This window comes from Parasphingorhabdus sp., assembly GCF_048269865.1.
GTDB lineage: Bacteria > Pseudomonadota > Alphaproteobacteria > Sphingomonadales > Sphingomonadaceae > Parasphingorhabdus.
The window spans coordinates 58,707-77,630 of sequence record NZ_JBLWUA010000012.1 but is presented as its reverse complement, the minus strand read 5'-3'; the positions used below and the strand labels follow the sequence as shown (position 1 = coordinate 77,630).

The 18,924-nt window shown below is 57.9% G+C and carries 18 protein-coding genes; 3 read left to right on the top strand and 15 right to left on the bottom strand.

All coding sequences use genetic code 11. The features are described from left to right. Positions 1-221 precede the first annotated feature (221 nt). From ACN0WW_RS15570 to ACN0WW_RS15560, 3 genes are all read right to left on the bottom strand, one after another. Complete coding sequence (locus ACN0WW_RS15570) at positions 222-896, bottom strand: DUF4350 domain-containing protein (RefSeq protein WP_417613787.1); 675 nt, start codon at positions 894-896, stop codon at positions 222-224. Positions 897-1,013: 117 nt separating this feature from the next. After that, on the bottom strand, positions 1,014-1,382 hold the full coding sequence (locus tag ACN0WW_RS15565) for a hypothetical protein (protein ID WP_417613786.1): 369 nt from the start codon (positions 1,380-1,382) through the stop codon (positions 1,014-1,016). After that, positions 1,375-2,370, bottom strand: a complete 996-nt coding sequence (locus tag ACN0WW_RS15560) for a cysteine synthase A (RefSeq protein WP_417613785.1) — start codon at positions 2,368-2,370, stop codon at positions 1,375-1,377. Before ACN0WW_RS15560 ends, ACN0WW_RS15565 begins: the two co-directional genes overlap by 8 nt. A gap of 399 nt (positions 2,371-2,769) precedes the next feature. On the opposite strand from ACN0WW_RS15560, the gene ACN0WW_RS15555 reads away from it, so the two are divergent. Beyond that, on the top strand, positions 2,770-4,707 hold the full coding sequence (locus tag ACN0WW_RS15555; RefSeq protein WP_417613784.1) for a putative bifunctional diguanylate cyclase/phosphodiesterase: 1,938 nt from the start codon (positions 2,770-2,772) through the stop codon (positions 4,705-4,707). 189 nt (positions 4,708-4,896) lie between these two features. On the opposite strand, the gene ACN0WW_RS15550 is transcribed toward ACN0WW_RS15555, so the two are convergent. The 4 genes from ACN0WW_RS15550 to purT form a co-directional block, all read right to left on the bottom strand. Beyond that, complete coding sequence (locus ACN0WW_RS15550; RefSeq protein WP_417613783.1) at positions 4,897-6,423, bottom strand: catalase; 1,527 nt, start codon at positions 6,421-6,423, stop codon at positions 4,897-4,899. A gap of 136 nt (positions 6,424-6,559) precedes the next feature. Then, entirely contained in the window at positions 6,560-7,261 is a 702-nt protein-coding gene (locus tag ACN0WW_RS15545; protein WP_417613782.1) for a glutathione S-transferase family protein, read from the bottom strand. Between the two features lie 29 nt (positions 7,262-7,290). Further along, a complete protein-coding gene (locus tag ACN0WW_RS15540) occupies positions 7,291-8,265 on the bottom strand; it encodes an SDR family NAD(P)-dependent oxidoreductase (RefSeq protein WP_417613781.1) in 975 nt (324 codons plus the stop codon). A 327-nt stretch (positions 8,266-8,592) separates the two neighbouring features. After that, positions 8,593-9,783 (bottom strand): formate-dependent phosphoribosylglycinamide formyltransferase, encoded by a 1,191-nt coding sequence (purT, locus tag ACN0WW_RS15535; protein ID WP_417613780.1) that lies wholly within the window; start codon positions 9,781-9,783, stop codon positions 8,593-8,595. Positions 9,784-10,068: 285 nt separating this feature from the next. On the opposite strand from purT, the gene ACN0WW_RS15530 reads away from it, so the two are divergent. Continuing rightward, on the top strand, positions 10,069-12,210 hold the full coding sequence (locus tag ACN0WW_RS15530) for a TonB-dependent receptor (RefSeq protein WP_417613779.1): 2,142 nt from the start codon (positions 10,069-10,071) through the stop codon (positions 12,208-12,210). An 11-nt stretch (positions 12,211-12,221) separates the two neighbouring features. Beyond that, entirely contained in the window at positions 12,222-12,347 is a 126-nt protein-coding gene (locus tag ACN0WW_RS15525; RefSeq protein ID WP_417613778.1) for an entericidin A/B family lipoprotein, read from the top strand. A gap of 92 nt (positions 12,348-12,439) precedes the next feature. Here the strand turns inward: ACN0WW_RS15525 and tatC are convergent, their stop codons facing one another. The 8 genes from tatC to argS form a co-directional block, all read right to left on the bottom strand. Continuing rightward, positions 12,440-13,216 (bottom strand): twin-arginine translocase subunit TatC, encoded by a 777-nt coding sequence (gene tatC, locus ACN0WW_RS15520; protein ID WP_417613777.1) that lies wholly within the window; start codon positions 13,214-13,216, stop codon positions 12,440-12,442. Then, positions 13,213-13,581: a Sec-independent protein translocase protein TatB gene (tatB, locus tag ACN0WW_RS15515; protein ID WP_417613776.1), complete on the bottom strand. Its 369-nt coding sequence runs from the start codon at positions 13,579-13,581 to the stop codon at positions 13,213-13,215. The genes tatC and tatB overlap by 4 nt, the downstream gene beginning before the upstream one ends. 35 nt (positions 13,582-13,616) lie before the next feature. Then, positions 13,617-13,847 carry a twin-arginine translocase TatA/TatE family subunit gene (locus ACN0WW_RS15510; RefSeq protein WP_417613775.1) on the bottom strand — a complete coding sequence of 77 codons (231 nt, stop codon included), beginning with the start codon at positions 13,845-13,847 and terminating at the stop codon, positions 13,617-13,619. Positions 13,848-13,872: 25 nt separating this feature from the next. Further along, positions 13,873-14,526, bottom strand: a complete 654-nt coding sequence (gene scpB / locus ACN0WW_RS15505; protein ID WP_417613841.1) for an SMC-Scp complex subunit ScpB — start codon at positions 14,524-14,526, stop codon at positions 13,873-13,875. Positions 14,527-14,566: 40 nt separating this feature from the next. Then, complete coding sequence (locus tag ACN0WW_RS15500; protein ID WP_417613774.1) at positions 14,567-15,358, bottom strand: segregation and condensation protein A; 792 nt, start codon at positions 15,356-15,358, stop codon at positions 14,567-14,569. Further along, a complete protein-coding gene (gene nagZ, locus ACN0WW_RS15495; protein ID WP_417613840.1) occupies positions 15,355-16,383 on the bottom strand; it encodes a beta-N-acetylhexosaminidase in 1,029 nt (342 codons plus the stop codon). The genes ACN0WW_RS15500 and nagZ overlap by 4 nt, the downstream gene beginning before the upstream one ends. 112 nt (positions 16,384-16,495) lie before the next feature. Further along, positions 16,496-17,131 (bottom strand): SPOR domain-containing protein, encoded by a 636-nt coding sequence (locus ACN0WW_RS15490; RefSeq protein WP_417613773.1) that lies wholly within the window; start codon positions 17,129-17,131, stop codon positions 16,496-16,498. Positions 17,132-17,158: 27 nt separating this feature from the next. Further along, positions 17,159-18,883, bottom strand: coding sequence for an arginine--tRNA ligase (gene argS / locus ACN0WW_RS15485; RefSeq protein ID WP_417613839.1), 1,725 nt, complete (start codon positions 18,881-18,883; stop codon positions 17,159-17,161). Positions 18,884-18,924 lie beyond the last annotated feature (41 nt).

Genomic DNA, 18,924 nt, shown 5'->3' with positions numbered 1-18,924 from the left:
GTGCGCTTGTTCACGCGCCTCCGAAGCAGAATCCCGGACAGGAAGAATACCCCGATAACAAATCAGGGTTATCAGGGGAACGGTTGGGATGGAAGGGGATATTAGGGGATAATACGGGTATCCTAAATTAAATCATTGAAATAATTGCCTTATATTTTTACCCCCTTGAGACACATGCCTCCCCGATCCACGGTTATTTTCTGTAACAATGCGAAACACTCTCATGGCTTGCGGCTCGGGTGAAAATTCGGCTGCTGAACAAGTGAGTCCACAAACCGCACAGCGTCACTTTCGCCGGGCGACTGGCGGGTTTCTTCCGGCCAGAGCGCCGCGTTTAGCAGATCCGCATCGGCCACAATCGTCGCATGGCCTTTGCCGACCGAACATCGGGCCACAAAACCGGCCTCGCCAATATCGCATTGGGTCCCCGCGCTAACGCCGTCAGCCAGTGGCTCGATTTTTCCGATCCCGCGACTGGTGAAGCGATATTTTCCGATCTGAAGGTTCGCAGCCTGTCCGTGCTGATCACCCATGGCGACCAGCTCGAGCCCCCAGTGACGGAGCAGCGGCGACAGCAAACCGGTGGCCAAGGCCCGGCGTGGATCACCGAACGGCAAAACAGATGGCCATGCCAGATCGGGATCGGTCAGGATAACGACCGCACCCCCTGCCCGCACCCAGGCATCAAGATCAGCCAGATCGGCCGGGTCCATCGCCCGCGGTTGAGCGAGGATGACAGTATCCGGATTTTCCTTGGCCAGATTTTCCAGGCTGTCGACCGCTGTAATGCGATATCGCTTCTGCCAATATCGGTAAATCGGCGCCGGCTCGGACTCGCCTGACAGAATTGCTTCCATTGACGTACTGTCGCCCCACACCAGCGGCAGACTGGTCATAAGCTGGATACTTTTCCGCTCCTGTGGCTCCTCAGGCGAAGCTTTCTGGCCGGTACATTGGGCCAATGCCAGCAACGCCAACAGGCACGCTGCGGGCGTCTGCCAGAAACCGGGCAACTAGCGCCGCTCCCGGTCCATCGGCGCGTCAAGATTCGGATCGGGCTTCAAGTCAGGCACGGTCTGTCCGGGCAGATTTGCCGTTGGTGCTTCCGCGCCCTTCTTTGCCGTTCCCGCAGCCGGTGCCGGCGTGATGCCCAATTCTGCCAAAGGCTCTGCTGGGTTTTCTTCGGGATCGGTCACCAACGGCGGTGGAACGCCTGTGCCCTCGGCCTGCATTTCTTCCACGACGGTCTTTTCATCGCTGGCCCGCTGAATAACGAAATTGGCAACGCTGACCAGCAACAACACCGCAGCCAGCCCGACCACGCCGACCTGAATCCGCTGCATCGTGTCCTGGCGGCTCGTGTTATGTGTTCTTTTATCCATTTTGGTCCAGCCACGGGAATACCGGGAGCCCCTTTTCCTTTAGCCACGCGGCGTTGTAGAGCGACGACAGATAACGGAAGCCGGTATCACACAGGATGGTCGCAATACGGCTCCCCGGCCCGAGCTCCTTGCCCAGCGCGATCGCACCAGCCACATTGATGCCCGATGACAGCCCAAGGCAAAGGCCTTCTTCCATCAGCAGACGCTCAACCCAGACCATCGCTTCCTCGTCGGAGATCCGGTATTGACGGTCGACCGGCGCGTCTTCCAGATTGCCGGTTATCCGGCCCTGACCAATGCCTTCGGCGACGCTGCTGCCTTCCGACTTCAGCTCGCCATGGGCGTAATATTCATACAGTGCCGCACCGTGGGGATCAGACAGAGCGATCGTCACATTTTCGTCTTTGGCCTTCAGTCCCATGCCGACCCCGGCTAGCGTACCGCCCGTGCCCACGGCGCAGGCAAAGCCGTCGACCTTGCCGTCCATCTGGTCCCAGATTTCCTCTGCGGTCGTCTCGATATGAGCACGCCGATTGGCAACATTGTCAAACTGGTTGGCCCAGACGGCCCCTTCGGTTTCTTCGGCAATCCGGCGCGATTGATGAACGAAGTGACACTGGCTGGAATAGGGTGCAGCCGGCACAGTGATCAATTCCGCCCCTAAAGCGCGCAACGTATCCATTTTTTCGCGGCTCTGCGTCTCCGGCATCACGATGGTCGATTTATAGCCTTTCGCATTCGCGACCAGGGCAATGCCGATCCCGGTATTGCCCGCCGTGCCTTCGACGATCCGGCCACCCGGCTTGATCAGCCCGCGTTCTTCGGCGTCCTGAATGATAAAGAGCGCAGCGCGATCCTTGACCGATGCGCCGGGATTGGCAAATTCGCACTTGCCGTAAATATCGCATCCGGTTTCGGCGCTTGGGCCAGCAAGACGGACGAGCGGAGTGTTGCCGATCAGGGCAAGGCTATTGGGTATGATAGTCATGATGTTTTAATAGGCGCGCAAGATGGGCATCGCAAGATGGGCTTGCTTGTCGGATAAATAGCAGGACTTTGTCCAAACCGAGTTCACACCCCCCTGCAGCGGCAATAGATTGCCTCTCATCCATCGCTGACCAACGCGGTTCCGGGAGGTGGATACGGTCCTACCGTGAGCCAATCAACGCCGCCAAAGCGGCTCTGTCCGCGCGGATCTGCCGTCCGTTGCCTTAATGTCATCTCAACTAATATCGAATAAGCTGGAAGATAACTCAATACACAATGTGAAAAGCCGAATGAAATGAATACCGCTGCAGCGCTTATTTACTGGCCAATTGTGGCTGCGTGGACAACCATTGTCCTGTTTGTTTTCGTCAAATATTTGCCTCGGGCAAGGAAAAGCAAAGTGATCCGGCTGCTGCTGCTTGTCATCGCAGTCGATACGATCCGCAACATAGTCGAAAACATATATTTCGGGCTGCTCTGGGGTAGTAGCTACGGTATTTTTCCGGAGATATTCGCTCAGGTTCTGAGCCAGCCTAACCTGTTGATCATCCCCAAAGCCCTGAATGTTCTGGCCGCATTCTGTGTTCTGGTGCTTCTGGTGTTCCGCCATCTCCCCGATGCTCTGCTCGACAAGGATCGCGCCGAAAGCAAGCTGGAAGAAACGGAGCAGCGATTCCGGATGCTGGTCGACAGCGTTAAGGAATATGCGATTTACATGCTCGACGTGGATGGAAACATCACCAGTTGGAATGCCGGCGCAGAACGTATCAAAGGCTATAAAGCGGAAGAAGCCATCGGTATGAATGAATCGGTTTTCTATACCGCGGCCGACAGGGCGAGTGGTGCTCCAGCGCTGGCAATCGCCAAAGCAAGGAGTGAGGGTTATCACGAGACACGAGCGGAGCGCGTTCGCAAGGACGGCAGCACGTTCTGGGCCACAGTCGCGGTCAACGCAATTTACGGCAGCAAAGGGGAAATCATTGGCTTCGCCAAGGTAACGAAAGACATTACCGAAAGCCACACCGCCGCAAAACTGCTGGAACATCAGGCCCATCATGACCAATTGACCGGCTTGCTGAACCGCTCCAGTCTCTATGGCGACATGCATTGGAAATTGAATGCGGGCCATGAAATCGGGTTGGCAGTATTCGATCTCGACGGGTTCAAGGAAATTAACGACACCCAAGGACACATCGCCGGGGACCGGCTGCTGCAGGAAGTAGCAAAGCGCATCATCGCACAAGCCGGGCCAACGGCGAGGGTTTATCGGCTGGGCGGGGACGAGTTTGTCGTACTCGATCTGGGCCGGGATGCCCTGGCTCTTGCTTCTACCGTAGAGCGCATATTGCGGGAACTGGAGAAGGAATTCGTTGTCGCGGGTGTCCGGCAGACCATAGGCGCCAGTGCCGGCATCGCCTTCGCATCCGATGAAGTCGATCCGGAGATCATTCTCGCGAACGCAGACCTCGCACTATATGATGCAAAAGCGGCTGGCGGGCGCCGTTACACCGCCTTCACACCGGCCATGCGCGCGCGAGCACAGGCCCGGCGTTCCCTGGATATGCAGTTGCATCGTGCGTTTGAAAATCAGGAATTCGTCCTGCATTTCCAACCGCAGGTCCGGCTTGAGGACAGTGCGATCGTTGGCGCCGAGGCCCTGCTGCGTTGGAACCATCCCGAGCATGGACTGATCAGCCCTGCCGCGTTTATCGACGCGCTGGCCAACAGCTCGGTGGCGCTCGATTGTGGTCGCTGGATACTGAACGAAGCCTGCCGGACGCTGGCTGATTGGCGAGCAAGAGGATTTATTGACATACGGATGGGCGTCAACCTGTTCCCCGCGCAATTTCGGGATGACCACTTGGAGCAAGATATAAAGGAAGCCCTGTCGGCGCACGCGCTCCCGGGCGAATTTCTGGAGATCGAAATTACGGAAAATATTGCGCTGCAACAGGACGAAGCCATAGTTGCCGCGTTTCGTCGGCTCAGTTCGCTTGGCATAAAATTGGCGTTTGACGATTTTGGTACCGGCTATGCGTCGCTAAGCTGTCTCACACGCTATCCGCTCAGCCGGATCAAGATTGATCGCAGTTTCATTGCCCCCATCTCTGGCGATGGCGAGGCAGCGGAAGCAGCGATCGTCCGGCCGATGATTACCATGGCGCATTATCTTGGGTTGGAGGTGATCGCCGAGGGCATTGAAACAGTTGAGCAACTGGCGTTTCTTCGCGCTCTCGGATGTGAAGAGGGACAAGGATATTTCTATTCCAAGCCGGTGCCCGAAAAAATGTTCGAACAACTCCTTTCGCAAGAGCATCTCCAGGCCGGGGCAGCCTAGAACAGTGGCACAAGATGGGGCGCAAATCCGCCGCGTGGCAGGCTATATTCCCGCCGGTTGACCGGCAGTCTAAAGGCACAATTCGGTTGCGGGTCACGTCGCTCGAGACTCTTGCAACCGAATTGCTTCCAATATTCAGATCTGCATTCTGTCCGGGATCTCCGAACAGCATCGTTTGTGGTATCAGGCCTAGCCGCTGATCGACTTTGCCGATGCCATGCCCGGTGCCTTGGACTTGCCGCCAATCTTGTCGCGGACCATTTTTTCAATCCGCTCACCACAGTCCTTGTCGACATTTTTCCAATATTCAAACGCGCGAACCAGCACTTTCTCGCTGACGCCGTCCGCGAGATGTCCGGCGACATTGGATACGAAACGATCGCGCTGTTTATCATCCATCACGTCGCGCACCAGCGCGCCGGCCTGGCTCCAGTCATCATCGTCTTCCCGCAGTTTGTAGGCCGAGCGTACCATGTCACCGTCGGCGTGCCACAAGCCTGCCTCCGTTCCGGATTCGGGCTGTGCGGACGGCCCCCCGTAGGAGTTTGGCGCATAGACAGGGTCGACAGCATTCTGCGTCCGTAGCGCGCCATCCTTGGTATAGCTGTTCACCGGACAGCGTGGTGCGTTGACGGGAATCTGCGCGTAATTGACGCCGAGCCGGGCGCGATGCGCGTCGGCATAAGCAAAACCACGCGCCAGCAGCATTTTGTCCGGCGACAGGCCTATGCCCGGCACCATATTGTTCGGCTGGAAAGCGAGTTGCTCGATCTGGGTGTGAAAATCGACCGGGTTTTCGTCCAGTACCAGCTTCCCGACTTCAATCAGCGGATAATCCTCATGGGGCCATGTCTTGGTCAGATCGAACGGATTGATGCGATAGGTCTTCGCATCTTCAAAGGGCATGATCTGCCATTTCAGCGTCCAGCTGGGACCATTGCCCGCGCGGATGGCATCAAACAGATCCCGGCGATGATAATCGCTGTCCTCACCGGCTTTTTTGACCGCTTCTTCCTGCGTCAGATGAGCGTTGCCGCTTTCGTCCCCAACATCGGTGTGGAAGTGAAACTTTACCCAGAATTTCTCGCCCTCGGCATTCACCAGCATATAGGTATGGCTGGAATAGCCATTCATCTCGCGCCAGTTTTTCGGCACACCGCGGTCGCCCATCAGATAGGTGACCTGATGCGCGCTTTCCGGGGAAAGCGTCCAGAAATCCCACATCATGTCATGGTCGCGCAGCCCGTTGTCGGCGCGGCGCTTTTGGCTGCGAATGAAATTCTGGAACTTGATCGGATCGCGAATGAAGAAGATCGGCGTGTTGTTGCCAACCATGTCGAAATTGCCTTCTTCGGTATAGAATTTGACGCTGAAACCGCGCGGATCGCGCCATGTGTCGGGGCTGCCGCGTTCGCCGGCCACGGTCGAAAAGCGCATCGCGACATCGGTCTTCACGCCTGGCTGGAACAACTGCGCCTTGGTATATTTCGATACGTCCTGCGTCGTTTCAAAATGGCCGAATGCGCCCGAGCCTTTGGCGTGCGGCTGGCGTTCGGGAATCCGCTCCCGGTTAAAATTGGCCATCTGCTCGATCAGATAATGATCGTGCAACACGATCGGTCCGTCACTGCCGACGGTCAGCGAATGCTCCTCGCTCTGAACGCGGATACCGCTGTCGGTGGTTGTGTGGGGAACGCCTGATTTTTTATCAACCATGATGATGTGCCTTATTTATGGAAAGTTGTTTCCATAAATACGGTTCACCAGCGAGAAGGTTCCGCACATTGCATCTGCAAGATCCGCGTGCCCGCAAACGATCAGCCAGCCGCATCGAAGCGATAGGCTTCGACCGTTACGCGCTCAGGTCGAATTTCTCCGGCACCATTTTCGCCAGTATCTTGTCGCAACCCGCGTTATTGCGCTGGAAACAGTCATGCGCCCGCATCGCCTGATAATGAGCGACCAGAGAGGGCCAGCGATCCTTGTCGGGCGCACCGGCCAGCATGTCCGTCTGGGCGATCTGGCTGGCGACCGCGATATCGGCAATGGTGATGCTGTCACCGATGAAATGCGCGCGGCCGTCGAGATAGGTTTCGAGATAGTCCCACAGCGGCGGCAGTTTTTCATTCCAGGTCTTGCGCGCGGTATCGAGATCCGGCTCCTTGCGCTGGAACAGATTGAAGATGATCGGCCGGAACAACCCCATGCCGCCAGCCATCGCTAGGCCGGTATCGGCATATTCTTCCAGCCAGAGCGCGCGGCCATGGTCGAAGGCATCTTCAGGATAGACAGCGGTTTCGGGCTGCCGTTTCTCCAGATAGCCGCAGATCGCCGAACTGTCGGTGATCGTGCCTGCAGGACCATCGTCAGCAATATCCCGGTCGCGCAGCGAGGGGATGCGGCCAAGCGGACTGATCGCCTTGTACCAGTCCGGCATGTCCATGACGCTGACATCTTCACAGTCATATTCGAGCCCCTTGAGCGCCATCACCGCCTCCACCTTGCGCTGGAAGGGAGACAGAGGCGAGCCGTAGAGGACGAGGGATGTGGTCATGGCGAGGGATGCTCCGATAATATGGGGTTCTAGTAAGAAAAATTCTGGTCGACCGTGGCTTCCGACATGGTCCACAGCTTCTCCGCGTTGCCGGGATCAACCGCATAGGACCGGACGCTGCCGCTCGGATCATCGTCATTGACATCCGCTACATGGCAGTCTTCGAGATAGACGCCGCCACGGCCTGCAAGCTCCGGCGCGGTTGCCGCATAGCATGTAGTGGCGGCACCCTGCTCCACGGTCTTGAAAGTGAACTTCCCTCCCGACCGTTCTTCGATCCGCTTTACCAACATCGCCGCATCATCCTCGGACAAATGGCGGCCGAGGTTGGTCTGGATGCCGCCCGGATGCACGGCCAGCGCATGAACGCCCTTGCCCGCCAGCCTTTTTTCCAGGCCGACGGTGAACATGATATTGGCGGTCTTCGCCTGACCATAAGCAAGCCATTTGTCATAGTCCCGCGTTTCGAAATGCGGGTCGTCGAAATGGACCGTATCGGCGTGATGGCCGCGCGAGCTGAGATTGACGATGCGGGCGTCGCTGCCGGCTTCTGCGGCCTTGATGAGGGCGGGCATCAGCAGATTGGTAAGCAGGAAATGGCCGATATGGTTGGTGCCGAACTGCAGTTCCAGGCCATCGCCGGTTGTCATGTGCGGCGAAGCCATCACCCCGGCATTGTTGATCAGCAGATCGATCCGGTCATGCTGGACCAGAAAGGCCTCGGCAAAAAACTGGATGCTGGCCATCTTGCCCAGATCACATTCCATCAGTTCGATATTCGCATCGGGAACGGAGCTCTTGATTTCCGCCACTGCAGCTTCGCCTTTGGCCATATCGCGCACCGGAATGAAGATATGCGCACCTTTCGCCGCCATCGCCCGCGCCGTCTCCTGCCCGAGGCCGGAGGCACCGCCGGTAATCACTACGAGCTTGCCGGTGAGATCAATGCCATCGAGCACTTCATCTGCGGTGGTGGTGGCGCCAAAATTATCGCGGGTGGTCATAGGGGCTTTCCTTTATATTCCGCGCATCATGGCCGCTTAATCGGCCAATGAAAAGTCACAATTGTTCGTTTGCTTGAGAAGAAACGGGCGCAGGAAAATCCCCGCTGGTTGGACGGATCAGGAAGCCCTGCCTTTTTCCTTCTCCCGTGAGGGAGAAGGATGCGCAGACTTGGCAGCTTGCTGCCTAGACGAAGCTGGATGAGGGTGTCCTGCAGCCTCGATGACAGTACACCCTCATCCAACGCCGCCTAGCTTCGTTCCTCAGCAAGGCTGCGTATCCTTCTCCCTTACGGGAGAAGGACGAAGCGTCTCAACTATGCCCATTATTCACCGATATTCGATCCGAACCGAATCCGCCGCCTGTCTCGCCAACGCCCGCGCTTGGTCTGTATCCGCCCCGGTCGCCAGCGCCACCGCCATCCGTCGATAGGGCCGAGTAACCGGCTTGCCGAATATCCGGACATCCGTTTCCGCGCCTTCGCTGCCCAGCGCGAGCGCCTCTGCAACGCCGGCAAATGCGAAATCGTCGCTGTCCCGGTCGGCCAGAATCACCGCGCTGGCGCTCGCTGGCGCACTCAACGCAATATGCGGGATCGGCAACCCCATGATGGCGCGGGCATGGAGGTCGAATTCACTGAGATTCTGGCCGATCAGAGTGACCATGCCGGTGTCATGGGGCCGTGGGCTGAGTTCGGAGAAGATCACTTCCCCCTGTTTGGTGACAAAAAACTCGACCCCGAACAGGCCCCATCCCTTGCCGTCACCGGCGAGATTGTCGACCACCTTGCGGGCCATATCCTGCGCCGAGGCAAGCGCCGCATCGGTCATCGCCGCCGGCTGCCAGCTTTCCTGATAATCGCCGCGCTCCTGCCGGTGGCCGATCGGCGGGCAGAACAGCACACCATCCTTGGTCCGCACGGTCAGCAACGTGATCTCGTAATCGAAATCGATAAACTGTTCGACGATCACTCGCGCCCGGTCGCCACGCATATTGGCGACGGCGTAATTCCATGCTTCTTCCAGTTTATCGAGGCTGTCGACCTTGCTCTGCCCCTTGCCGGAGGAGGACATCACCGGCTTGATTAACAGCGGCAGACCGATGTCCTCGGCTGCCTTTGCGACTTCCGGATAGTTTTCCGCATAATGGTAGCGCGAAGTGGTCAACCCCAATTCCTGCGCTGCCACATCACGGATCGCATCGCGGTTCATGGTCAGTTGCGTAGCGCGCGCCGACGGGACGACATGATAACCCTCGGTCTCCACATCGGCCAATATCTCTGTGCGGATCGCCTCGACCTCCGGCACGATCAGGTCTGGCTGATGCTTTTCGACCGCTGCGCGCAGCCGGTCGCCGTCGAGCATCGAAAATATCTCGCAGGCATCAGCGACCTGCATCGCGGGCGCATGGTCATAAGAGTCGCAGGCGATCACATAGGCGCCCAGCCGCTTGGCCGAGATGGTGAATTCGCGGCCCAGTTCGCCGGAGCCGAGCAGCAGGATTTTTTTGGTGAAGGTCATGGAAGCAGCCATAGCCCATGCCAAACGGCTCGTCATCTTGAACTTAACGACCAGCAATTGCGTTGCAGCCGGGGCACAGACTGTCTGAACCGCCCAACCTCCCGCCACGCGGCACGGCCCTAAAACAAGCTGAAATGGCGTAAAACGGCTGGTTTCTCGGCTTGCATCACGACCGACCCCCGTCAAAACGCTCGCCTCACTGCCGGACTAAAATTAGCAATTGATATATTATATCATATCTATTAGAGAGCAGCGCAGTTCACCCCCCATCATGGAAGAGATCAAGTGTCACATAGAAAATTACTCCTTTCCGCCGCCATTTTCGCTTTGCCAGCATCGCCGGCCTGGGCGCAGAACACCGATTCCGTCGAGCAGCGCAGCGAAAGTGGACTGTCGGATGACTTCCACGATGATAACATGATTGTCGTTACCGCTCCTTATGTCGACCAGCTCGATATTCTGGCTGGCACCTCGGTCCTGACCGGCGATGAGCTGGCAGAAGATCTGCGCACCCAGATTGGTGACAGCCTGACCGGCTTGGCAGGCGTGTCATCCACCTCCTTTGCGCCTGGAGCGTCGCGGCCCGTGTTGCGCGGTTTTCAGGGACCACGAGTCCGGGTTCTTACCGACGGTATCGGCTCGCTCGACGCGTCGAACACCTCCGTCGATCATGCAGTGACGATCGACCCCCTCACCGCTCAGCGCATTGAAGTGCTGCGGGGACCTGCAGTGCTGCTGTTTGGTGGCGATGCCATTGGTGGCGCGGTCAACGTCATCGACAAGCGCATTCCCCGCGATGTTCCGGAAGAAGCCCTGCATCTCGACGCAATTGGCGGCTATGGCAGCGCTGCCGATGACTGGAGTATTGCCGGGTCGGTGGATGTCCCGCTCACCTCGAAGCTGGTTGTCCATGCAGATGGCAGTTACCGGGACACCGATGACGTCCGGGTGCCCGGCTTTGTGCTGGCTCCGGCATTGCGCGCCGAGGTGCTTGCTGCAGCAGCCGAGGAAACCGAAGAAGGCCACCTTGATGAAGCTGATGAACTGACTGAAACGGCAAACCTGAGAGGGCGCGTGCCGAACACGGCCAGCCGCACCGAGACCGCGGGTGCCGGGATTGCCTTTATCGACGATGGCGGCAATTTGGGCGTCTCCGTCAGCTACTATAACACGGACTATGGCGTTCCGGCCCGTCCCGGCAGCGGCCACGCGCATGGCGAAGAAGGTGAAGAAGAAGAAGGTGGCGAGGAAGAGGGTCCAGTTACCATTGGCATGGAGCAGATTCGCGCGGATCTGCGCGGCGCGGTCAACATGAACGGATTTTTTGAATCGCTGAACTTCCGCGCTGGCTATTCCGATTATGAACATACCGAATTTGAAGGCGACGAAATTGGCACCGTCTTTTCGGTTTCGGGCATAGAAGCACGGGCGGAACTGGTGCAAGCCGACCATGATGGCTGGCGCGGCGTTATCGGCTCGCAGGTACTCGTACGCGACTTCAATGCCATCGGCGCGGAAGCCTTTGTTCCAAAAAACAGTCTGGAAAGCTGGGCGTTCTTTACCTTGCAGGAAGTGGACCTGGGCAATTGGGAACTGGAAGGCGCGCTGCGTTTCGACCAGACCAGCATTTCCGCCAACACAGTCAACTTTGATCGCAACTTCAACACCGTATCCGGTGCCTTTGGTCTCGCTTATGCGCCCGACGATTCCGCCTTCAAGATTGGTGTGAATATCTCAAGAGCCGAACGCGCGCCTTCAGCCGAAGAACTGCTTTCCAACGGTCCGCATATCGCGACCCAGGCGTTTGAAATCGGCAATCCCAATTTCACCACCGAAAAAAGCTGGGGCGGTGAACTCTATGCGCGCTGGGACAGCGACGATGTCCAGTTGAGTGCGACCATCTACGGGAATCTGTTCGACGACTATATCTTCGAGGCGGAAACGGCAGCGGAAGAGGATGGGTTGCCGGTGTTCCAGTTCTTCCAGCGTGACGCGACCTATTATGGCGTCGAAGCATCAGCATCGGCAGTTTTCGCACGCGCAGGCGGCTTTGACTTCATTGCCAACGGAGTGGCCGACTATGTCCGTGCCAAAATTGACAACGGCGGCGGCTCGGTGCCCCGGATCCCGCCATTGCGCTTGCTTGGCGGGCTCAAGGCACACAGCGACAATTTCGATCTGGGTGCCGAAGTCGAATGGACAGACAGCCAGAACAAGGTCGCTGCCTTTGAAACGACGTCGGATGGCTTCACCATGGTCAACGCTTCAGCGGCCTGGCGTCCGTTTGGCAAGGAAGGCGGCGTAACCCTGCTCGCCTCTGCGAATAATATTTTCGACGTGAACGCTCGTCGTCATGCATCATTCACTAAAGACTATGTACCTCTGACCGGACGTGATATTCGCGTCAGTGCTAAGTTTAGTTTTTAGGATATTTTGAAATGCAGAAAATTACCGCAGCAATCTTGATTTCATCCATGCTCGTGCTGAGCGCCTGTGCCACCGTAAAAGGCGCCGGACGTGACATCGAATCCGTAGGCCAGGCTGGCCAGGATGCGATTGACTGACAATCATCAGACCTGAGCCCGTCGAATCCCGCGTCTGTTCTACAGCCGTGATTTGGCGGGCTCACGACATATTGGGCCCAGCAATCCGATCCCTAGGACGGGATGATCTTGCTTTTCTTGCGATCCCCGAACCACATGATCAGCAGCGAGACCTCGTAGAGCAGGATCAAGGGTATCCCGAGCATCAGCTGCGACACTACGTCCGGTGGCGTGAGAATGGCCGCCAGGGCGAAAGCTCCGACAATCATATAACGGCGGATCCCTTTCAATTGCTGGCGGGTCACGATCCCTGCCCGGTTGAGCAGAAGCAGCAGCACCGGCAACTGGAAGCATACGCCAAACGCCAGGATGAACTGCATCACCAGCGACAGATAATCGCCCATCGCTGGCAGAGCTTCCTGCTGCAACCCGCCGACCGGGCCTTCAAACCCCAGGAAAAATTTGAACGCGGTCGGCATCACGATAAAATAGGCAAGCGATGCGCCAGCAATGAACAACAGCGGAGTCGCAATCAGGAACGGCAGAAATGCCTTCTTTTCATTGGCATATAGACCCGGCGCAACAAACGCCCATAGCTGGTTGGAGATGATCGGAAAGGCCAGAAAAAAGGCCGCGAACATCGCCACCTTGATCTCGACAAAAAACGCTTCGTAGAGCTTCGTATAGATCAATTTGCCCTGGCCGGCCGGAAAGGCATCGGTCAATGGCTGGACCAGGATACCGAAAATCTCGTCGGCGAAAAATATGCTGATCAAAAAGGCCACGGTGAGCGCTGCAACAGACCACAACAGCCGCTGACGCAGCTCGATAAGATGCTCGATCAGCGGTGCCTTGCTCTCGTCAATGTCCGGCTTGCTCGGGTCGTTCATGGCTTGGCGTCGTCAGCCGGCGGTGGCGATGGCCGGTCATCTGTCGGCTGCGACGGCGCCGCCTCGGCGGCCGGCGGGCCGTCCAGGCGCTCCATCTGTGGTTCTTGCAAAGCGTCATCGCCCGGAATGGCCGGATGCTCACGCATGATCCGCTCGTTCTCAGCCGCCCATTTCTTTTCCATTTCCTGAAGCTCCGCTTCGCGGACCATCGCATCAAGCCCGGTCCGGAAATTGGCCATCACGCCACGCGCCTTGGCCATCCACCTGCCTGCTGTCGCCAGCGCACGCGGCAGCTCAGCAGGGCCGATCACGACAGTCGCAACGATCGCGATAATCGCGATCTCGGATATGGAAAGGTCAAACATCTATTATGTGGGCCTCAGTCCAAAGGCCGGCCTGATCAACCAGCCGTCTTGTCAGCGGTCTTGCTGGTTTCGGTCGACGTATCAGCGCTCTTGCTGTCTATTTGCGGGGCCGGTTTCGAAGCGCTCGCTTCTTCCTCGGTAATGCCTTGCTTGAAAGAGCGAATGCCCTTTCCGACATCGCCCATCATTTCGGAAATCCGACCGCGACCAAACAGAATCAGGACCAGCGCTGCTACTATTAGAATCTGCCAAATACTCGGTTGCATGCGATATTCTCCTTGTCCGCCCTATTTAAGCGCTTTCGCTACCGTTTTCCAGCAAAACACCATCATCATCTGCAAACTCTTGCTCAGCGGACACTTGCTCCCGTTCATCGGCATCCGTTTCAGCTTCGGCTTCTGCCTCCATCTGCTCAAGCGCCAGATCAACCGGATCCAGTAAGCCTGCCGCTCGCAGTTCCTCGATACCAGGCAAATCCCTTCGGCTGTGCAGGCCAAAATGGGTCAAAAATTCGGCGGTGGTAGCGTAAATCAGTGGCCTGCCCGGCACTTCGCGGCGGCCGGCCGGACGCACCCATCCTGCCTCCATCAACACATCGAGGGTTCCCTTGGCGACCTGAACGCCGCGGATAGCCTCGATCTCGGCGCGACTAACCGGTTCGTGATAGGCGATAATCGCCAGGGTCTCCATCCCGGCGCGGCTGAGCTTGCGCAGTTCGGCCCGCTCCCTCCGCAACAAATGGGAAAGGTCATGCGCGGTCTGAAAGTGCCAGCGGTCGCCGGTTTTCATCAGGACGATCCCGCGATGCTGAAAATCCTGCTGCAGATCGGCCAAAATCCGGCGGATATCCAGCTCATCGCCGACATAGGTCTTGATATCGGCGATGGTCATCGGCTTTTCCGAGGCGAACAGCGTCGCTTCGACGGCACGTTTGCCGATATCCATGTCCTCGACTGCCATATCGATCAAGCTGCCGTCTTCCGTGTCATGCTCTTCCATCGATCGTCGCCTTTATCCTGAGCGGGGCAAAACTGCCGTCCTGCTGCAATGTCAATTTGCCCTGCCGGGCCAGTTCCAATGTCGCCAGAAAGCTCGATGCCAGCGCCGATTTGCGCAATTCCGGCGGCGCGCCGGGGGGCAGAAAATGGCGGATATCGGTCCAGTCGATCGCTTCGCCCAGCATCAGCGACACCCGCGCTATCGCGTCCTCCAGAGTCATTACCATGCGTTGGCGGACGATATGGACCGCCGGTGCACCACGCACTTTGACTCGCGAATAAGCAGCGATCAAATCATAATATTCCGCCTGCCACTGCCGTTCCTTGACCACCCGCAAGCCTTCCGGTGCCCCGCGCATGAACACGTCGCGGCCGATCCGGTCTCTGTTGAGCAGCCGCGCCCCCGATTCCCGCATCGCATTAAGCCGCTCCAGCCGCATTTGCAGGCGCAGGGCCAATTCCTCCGGAGAGGGATCGATCTCCGGATCCTTGGGCAAGAGCAAACCGGATTTCAAATAGGTCAGCCAGGCGGCCATCACCAGATAATCCGCCGCCAGTTCAAGCTTGAGCGTCTGCGCCCCGGCGATATATTTGAGATATTCCTGAACCAGTTCGAGGATCGAAATTTCTCGCAAATCGACCTTCTGGTTGCGTGCCAGCGCCAGCAGCAGATCGAGCGGCCCTTCCCAGCCGTCGATATGCAGCGTTAAGGAATCGTCGTCGGAGGCAGCCGGGTCTGCCGGGAAAAAGAAGCCCTCATTTTCGGGCTCGGTGGTCACGCCACCGCCGCCAGCAGTCCGTCGCGCCGGGCGAGCAAGCCGGCCAGCGCATCCCCGGCATCCAGATCGTGCAGATCTTTCGTAGCCGCAATCGTGGCCATCGCCCGATCCAGACGCTGCTGCGTCTTTTCCGACATTGGCGTGAGCCGCTCGGCGATGCCAACCATATCGTCCATCTTCGCCCAGCAATTAAGCGCGATATCGCAGCCCGCCGCCTGTGCCCGCTCGGCCCGCTCCGGCACTGTTCCGGACAAAGCTTCCATGTCGAGATCGTCGGTAAACAGAAGGCCGTCAAAGCCAATCCGTTGGCGGATAATGTCCTGGACCACCGTTTTCGACAGGGTCGATGGCGTTTCCGCATCCCAGGCAGTGAACAACAGATGCCCGGTCATGCCCATCGGCGCCTGATTCAGCGTCTTGAAGGGGGCCAGGTCCAGTTCCAGCTCCGCATCGCTGGCCGTCACCGTTGGCAAAGCCTTGTGCGTATCGACGCTGGTGCGTCCATGGCCCGGCAAATGCTTGACAACGCCAACCACGCCGCCCCGCTGCAAGCCATCGAGGATTGCCCGGCCCAGCGCCGCGACCCGCATCGGTTCGCTGCCAAGGGCGCGGTCGCCGATGACATTGTCGGCATCCGGCTGCCGCACGTCGAGCAAAGGCAGGCAATCGACCGTAATCCCCACTTCACTAAGGCTGACGGCAATCGCCTGCGCGTTGAGCCGTGCCGCTTCAATGGCCGTGGCAGGCGCAACATCATATAATTTGTCGAATATCTCGCCAGCGGGGAATTTGGGCCAAATCGGGTCTCGCATCCGCGCGACCCTGCCGCCCTCCTGATCGATCAGAATGGCCAGATCAGCGCGACCATGGATCGCCCGAAGGTCATCGGTCAAAGACCGGAGCTGTGCCTTGCTTTCGATATTGCGACCGAAGATGATATAGCCGGCGGGATCGCAGTCGCGGAAAAATGCCCGTTCATCGGCGGTCAGGTCCAGACCCGAAATACCAAAAACTGCCGGTGTCATGGCCATGATGAACTTTTCTCACGCAACATATCTTATACTTGCGCCGATTCGCAGGCGGGTAAAGGCGAAAGCGCCGTTATCCACAGCGCTTCAACCATATATTACGCCTGAACTAGCGAACGACGAGGCAGCTTTCACCCGCCGCCTTGAGGCTGTTGCAGATATCCTGCGCCGCTTCGCGACTGGGAGCGACCGCGTTCAAACGGTAAATCGTGCCACCATCCAGATTGCCGGGGATGATCTTTTTCGGCAACGAACCGATCGATTCAAAGCGCCGGGCATAGCCTGACCAGCTGCTGTCAGCGAGACTGGCGGAACTGAAGGCGCCAAGCTGGATCAGCGCGCTCCCGGCAGCGTCTGCCGCTGGCTCTTCATCCGGCTTGCGAATAGGTGCCTCGGTTTTTTCCGGCGTCCCCACTTGCGCTGGCGTTTCCTGGCCTTCGCTGGCTGCGAAACTGGCGTCGCCCTCGCCTTCAAATTGTCTCGCCTGCGGATCGTCGGGCCGGACCTTATAGTCGCCTTCCTGAGCGGCAATCAGTTCGCCGCTGCCATCGAGGCCGCCGTCCCGGTTCTGCAGCCAATAAATACCGCCAACGATTGCCGCCAGCAGCAGCAGGCCTGCACCGACAAACAACGCGACGCGGACCGGCGAATATTCTCCGTCCTCGTCATAATCCTCTGCGGATTCCAGCCAGGGCAGACGTTCTTCTTCGTCCAGGTCAAGACTATCGCGGGTGGTATCTGACATTATAAGCTCCGTTAGCCAAAGGGCCGATCACATCGATTCTGCGGCCTCAACCCCCATCAGGGCGAGACCATTTTTGATAGTCTGCCCGATATTCTTGGCTAAGAAAAGCCTTGCCGATGTCATTTCCGCGTCGTTAACCATTATGATCCGCTTCTCAGGCCGGTCATTGCCGAGATTATAAAAGCCGTGAAAAGCCGCTGCGAGGTCATTGAGATAGAATGCGACTCGGTGCGGTTCGCGTGAAGCGGCCGCTGATTCGATGATCCGCGGGAATTGCGCGGCCATTTTGATCAGGTCCATTTCCTCTTCACCAAGACGGTCGAGATGATCCGCTGAAGCGATCACGCCATCGTCTGCGGCTTTGCGCACCATCGACTGGATGCGGGCATGCGCATATTGAACATAGAAGACCGGATTGTCGCGCGAGGCTTCCATCACCTTGGCGAAGTCAAAGTCCATCTGGGCATCCGCCTTGCGGGTTAGCATCGTGAAGCGGACAGCGTCCTTGCCGACTTCTTCGACCATATCCGCAATGGTGACGAAATTGCCCGAGCGTTTCGACATTTTCTCCGGCTCGCCGTTGCGCAGCAGGCGCACCATCTGCACCAGCTTCACGTCAAATTTGGTCTTGCCACCGGTCAGCGCGGCAACCGCAGCCTTGATCCGCTTGACCGTGCCGCTGTGATCGGCACCCCAGATGTCGATCAGCTCGTCTGCGGTCTGCGCTTTTTGAAAGTGATAGGCCAGATCACCGCCGAAATAGGTCCAGCGACCGTTCGACTTCTTGATCGGCCGATCCTGATCATCGCCGAATTGGGTCGACCGGAACAGTGGCAATTCAACCGCTTCCCAGTCCTCGATCACCTTGCCCTTGGGCTGCTCAAGCACGCCGTCATACACTAGATCGCGGGACCGCAACTCGGCTTCGGCGGCATCAGCCTTGCCGGCCTCGTGCAGCTCGGCCTCAGACGAGAAAACATCGTGCCGGATGCCGAGCATGGCAAGATCCGAACGGATCATGTCCATCATCTTGGCAACCGCTGCCTTGCGGAAAATCAGGAGCCATTCGGTCTCATCGGCATGTTTGTAGGTATCGCCAAATTCGGTGGCCAGAGCTTCTCCGACCGGCTTGAGATAATCGCCGGGATATAGCCCTTCGGGGATCGTCCCGATGTCCTCCCCCAGCGCTTCGAGATAGCGGAGATGCGCCGAACGGGCGAGCGTATCGACCTGCGATCCGGCATCATTGACATAATATTCGCGGATGACCTTGTGACCGACTGCCTGAAGCAGATCGGCCAGAGCATCACCTACCACCGCACCACGACAATGGCCCATGTGCATCGGACCGGTCGGGTTGGCGGACACATATTCGATATTGACGGTCACGCCCGCGCCCTTGTCGGACCGGCCATATGCGTCACCCAATTTTTCGATTTCCAGCAATTCGCCAAGCAATACGGATGGGGCAACCCGCAGGTTGATAAATCCGGGCCCGGCGATTTCCACCGCTTGCACATCCTCCAGCGCACCCAGCTTTTCCGCGATTTTTTCCGCCAGATCGCGCGGTTTCATGCGGGCCGCCTTCGACAACACCATGGCGGCGTTGGTAGCGAGGTCGCCGTGGGATGGGTCACGCGGTGGTTCCACCGTGACATTTGAGCGATCCATATCGTCCGGCAAAATGCCGGCTTCGATCAGTTCATCCAGTATCGTATCAATATGGTTCTGAAAAATATGGAACAGCATGATTGGTTCAATTCGTCATAGGAAAAAGGGCCCGATTGATTCAG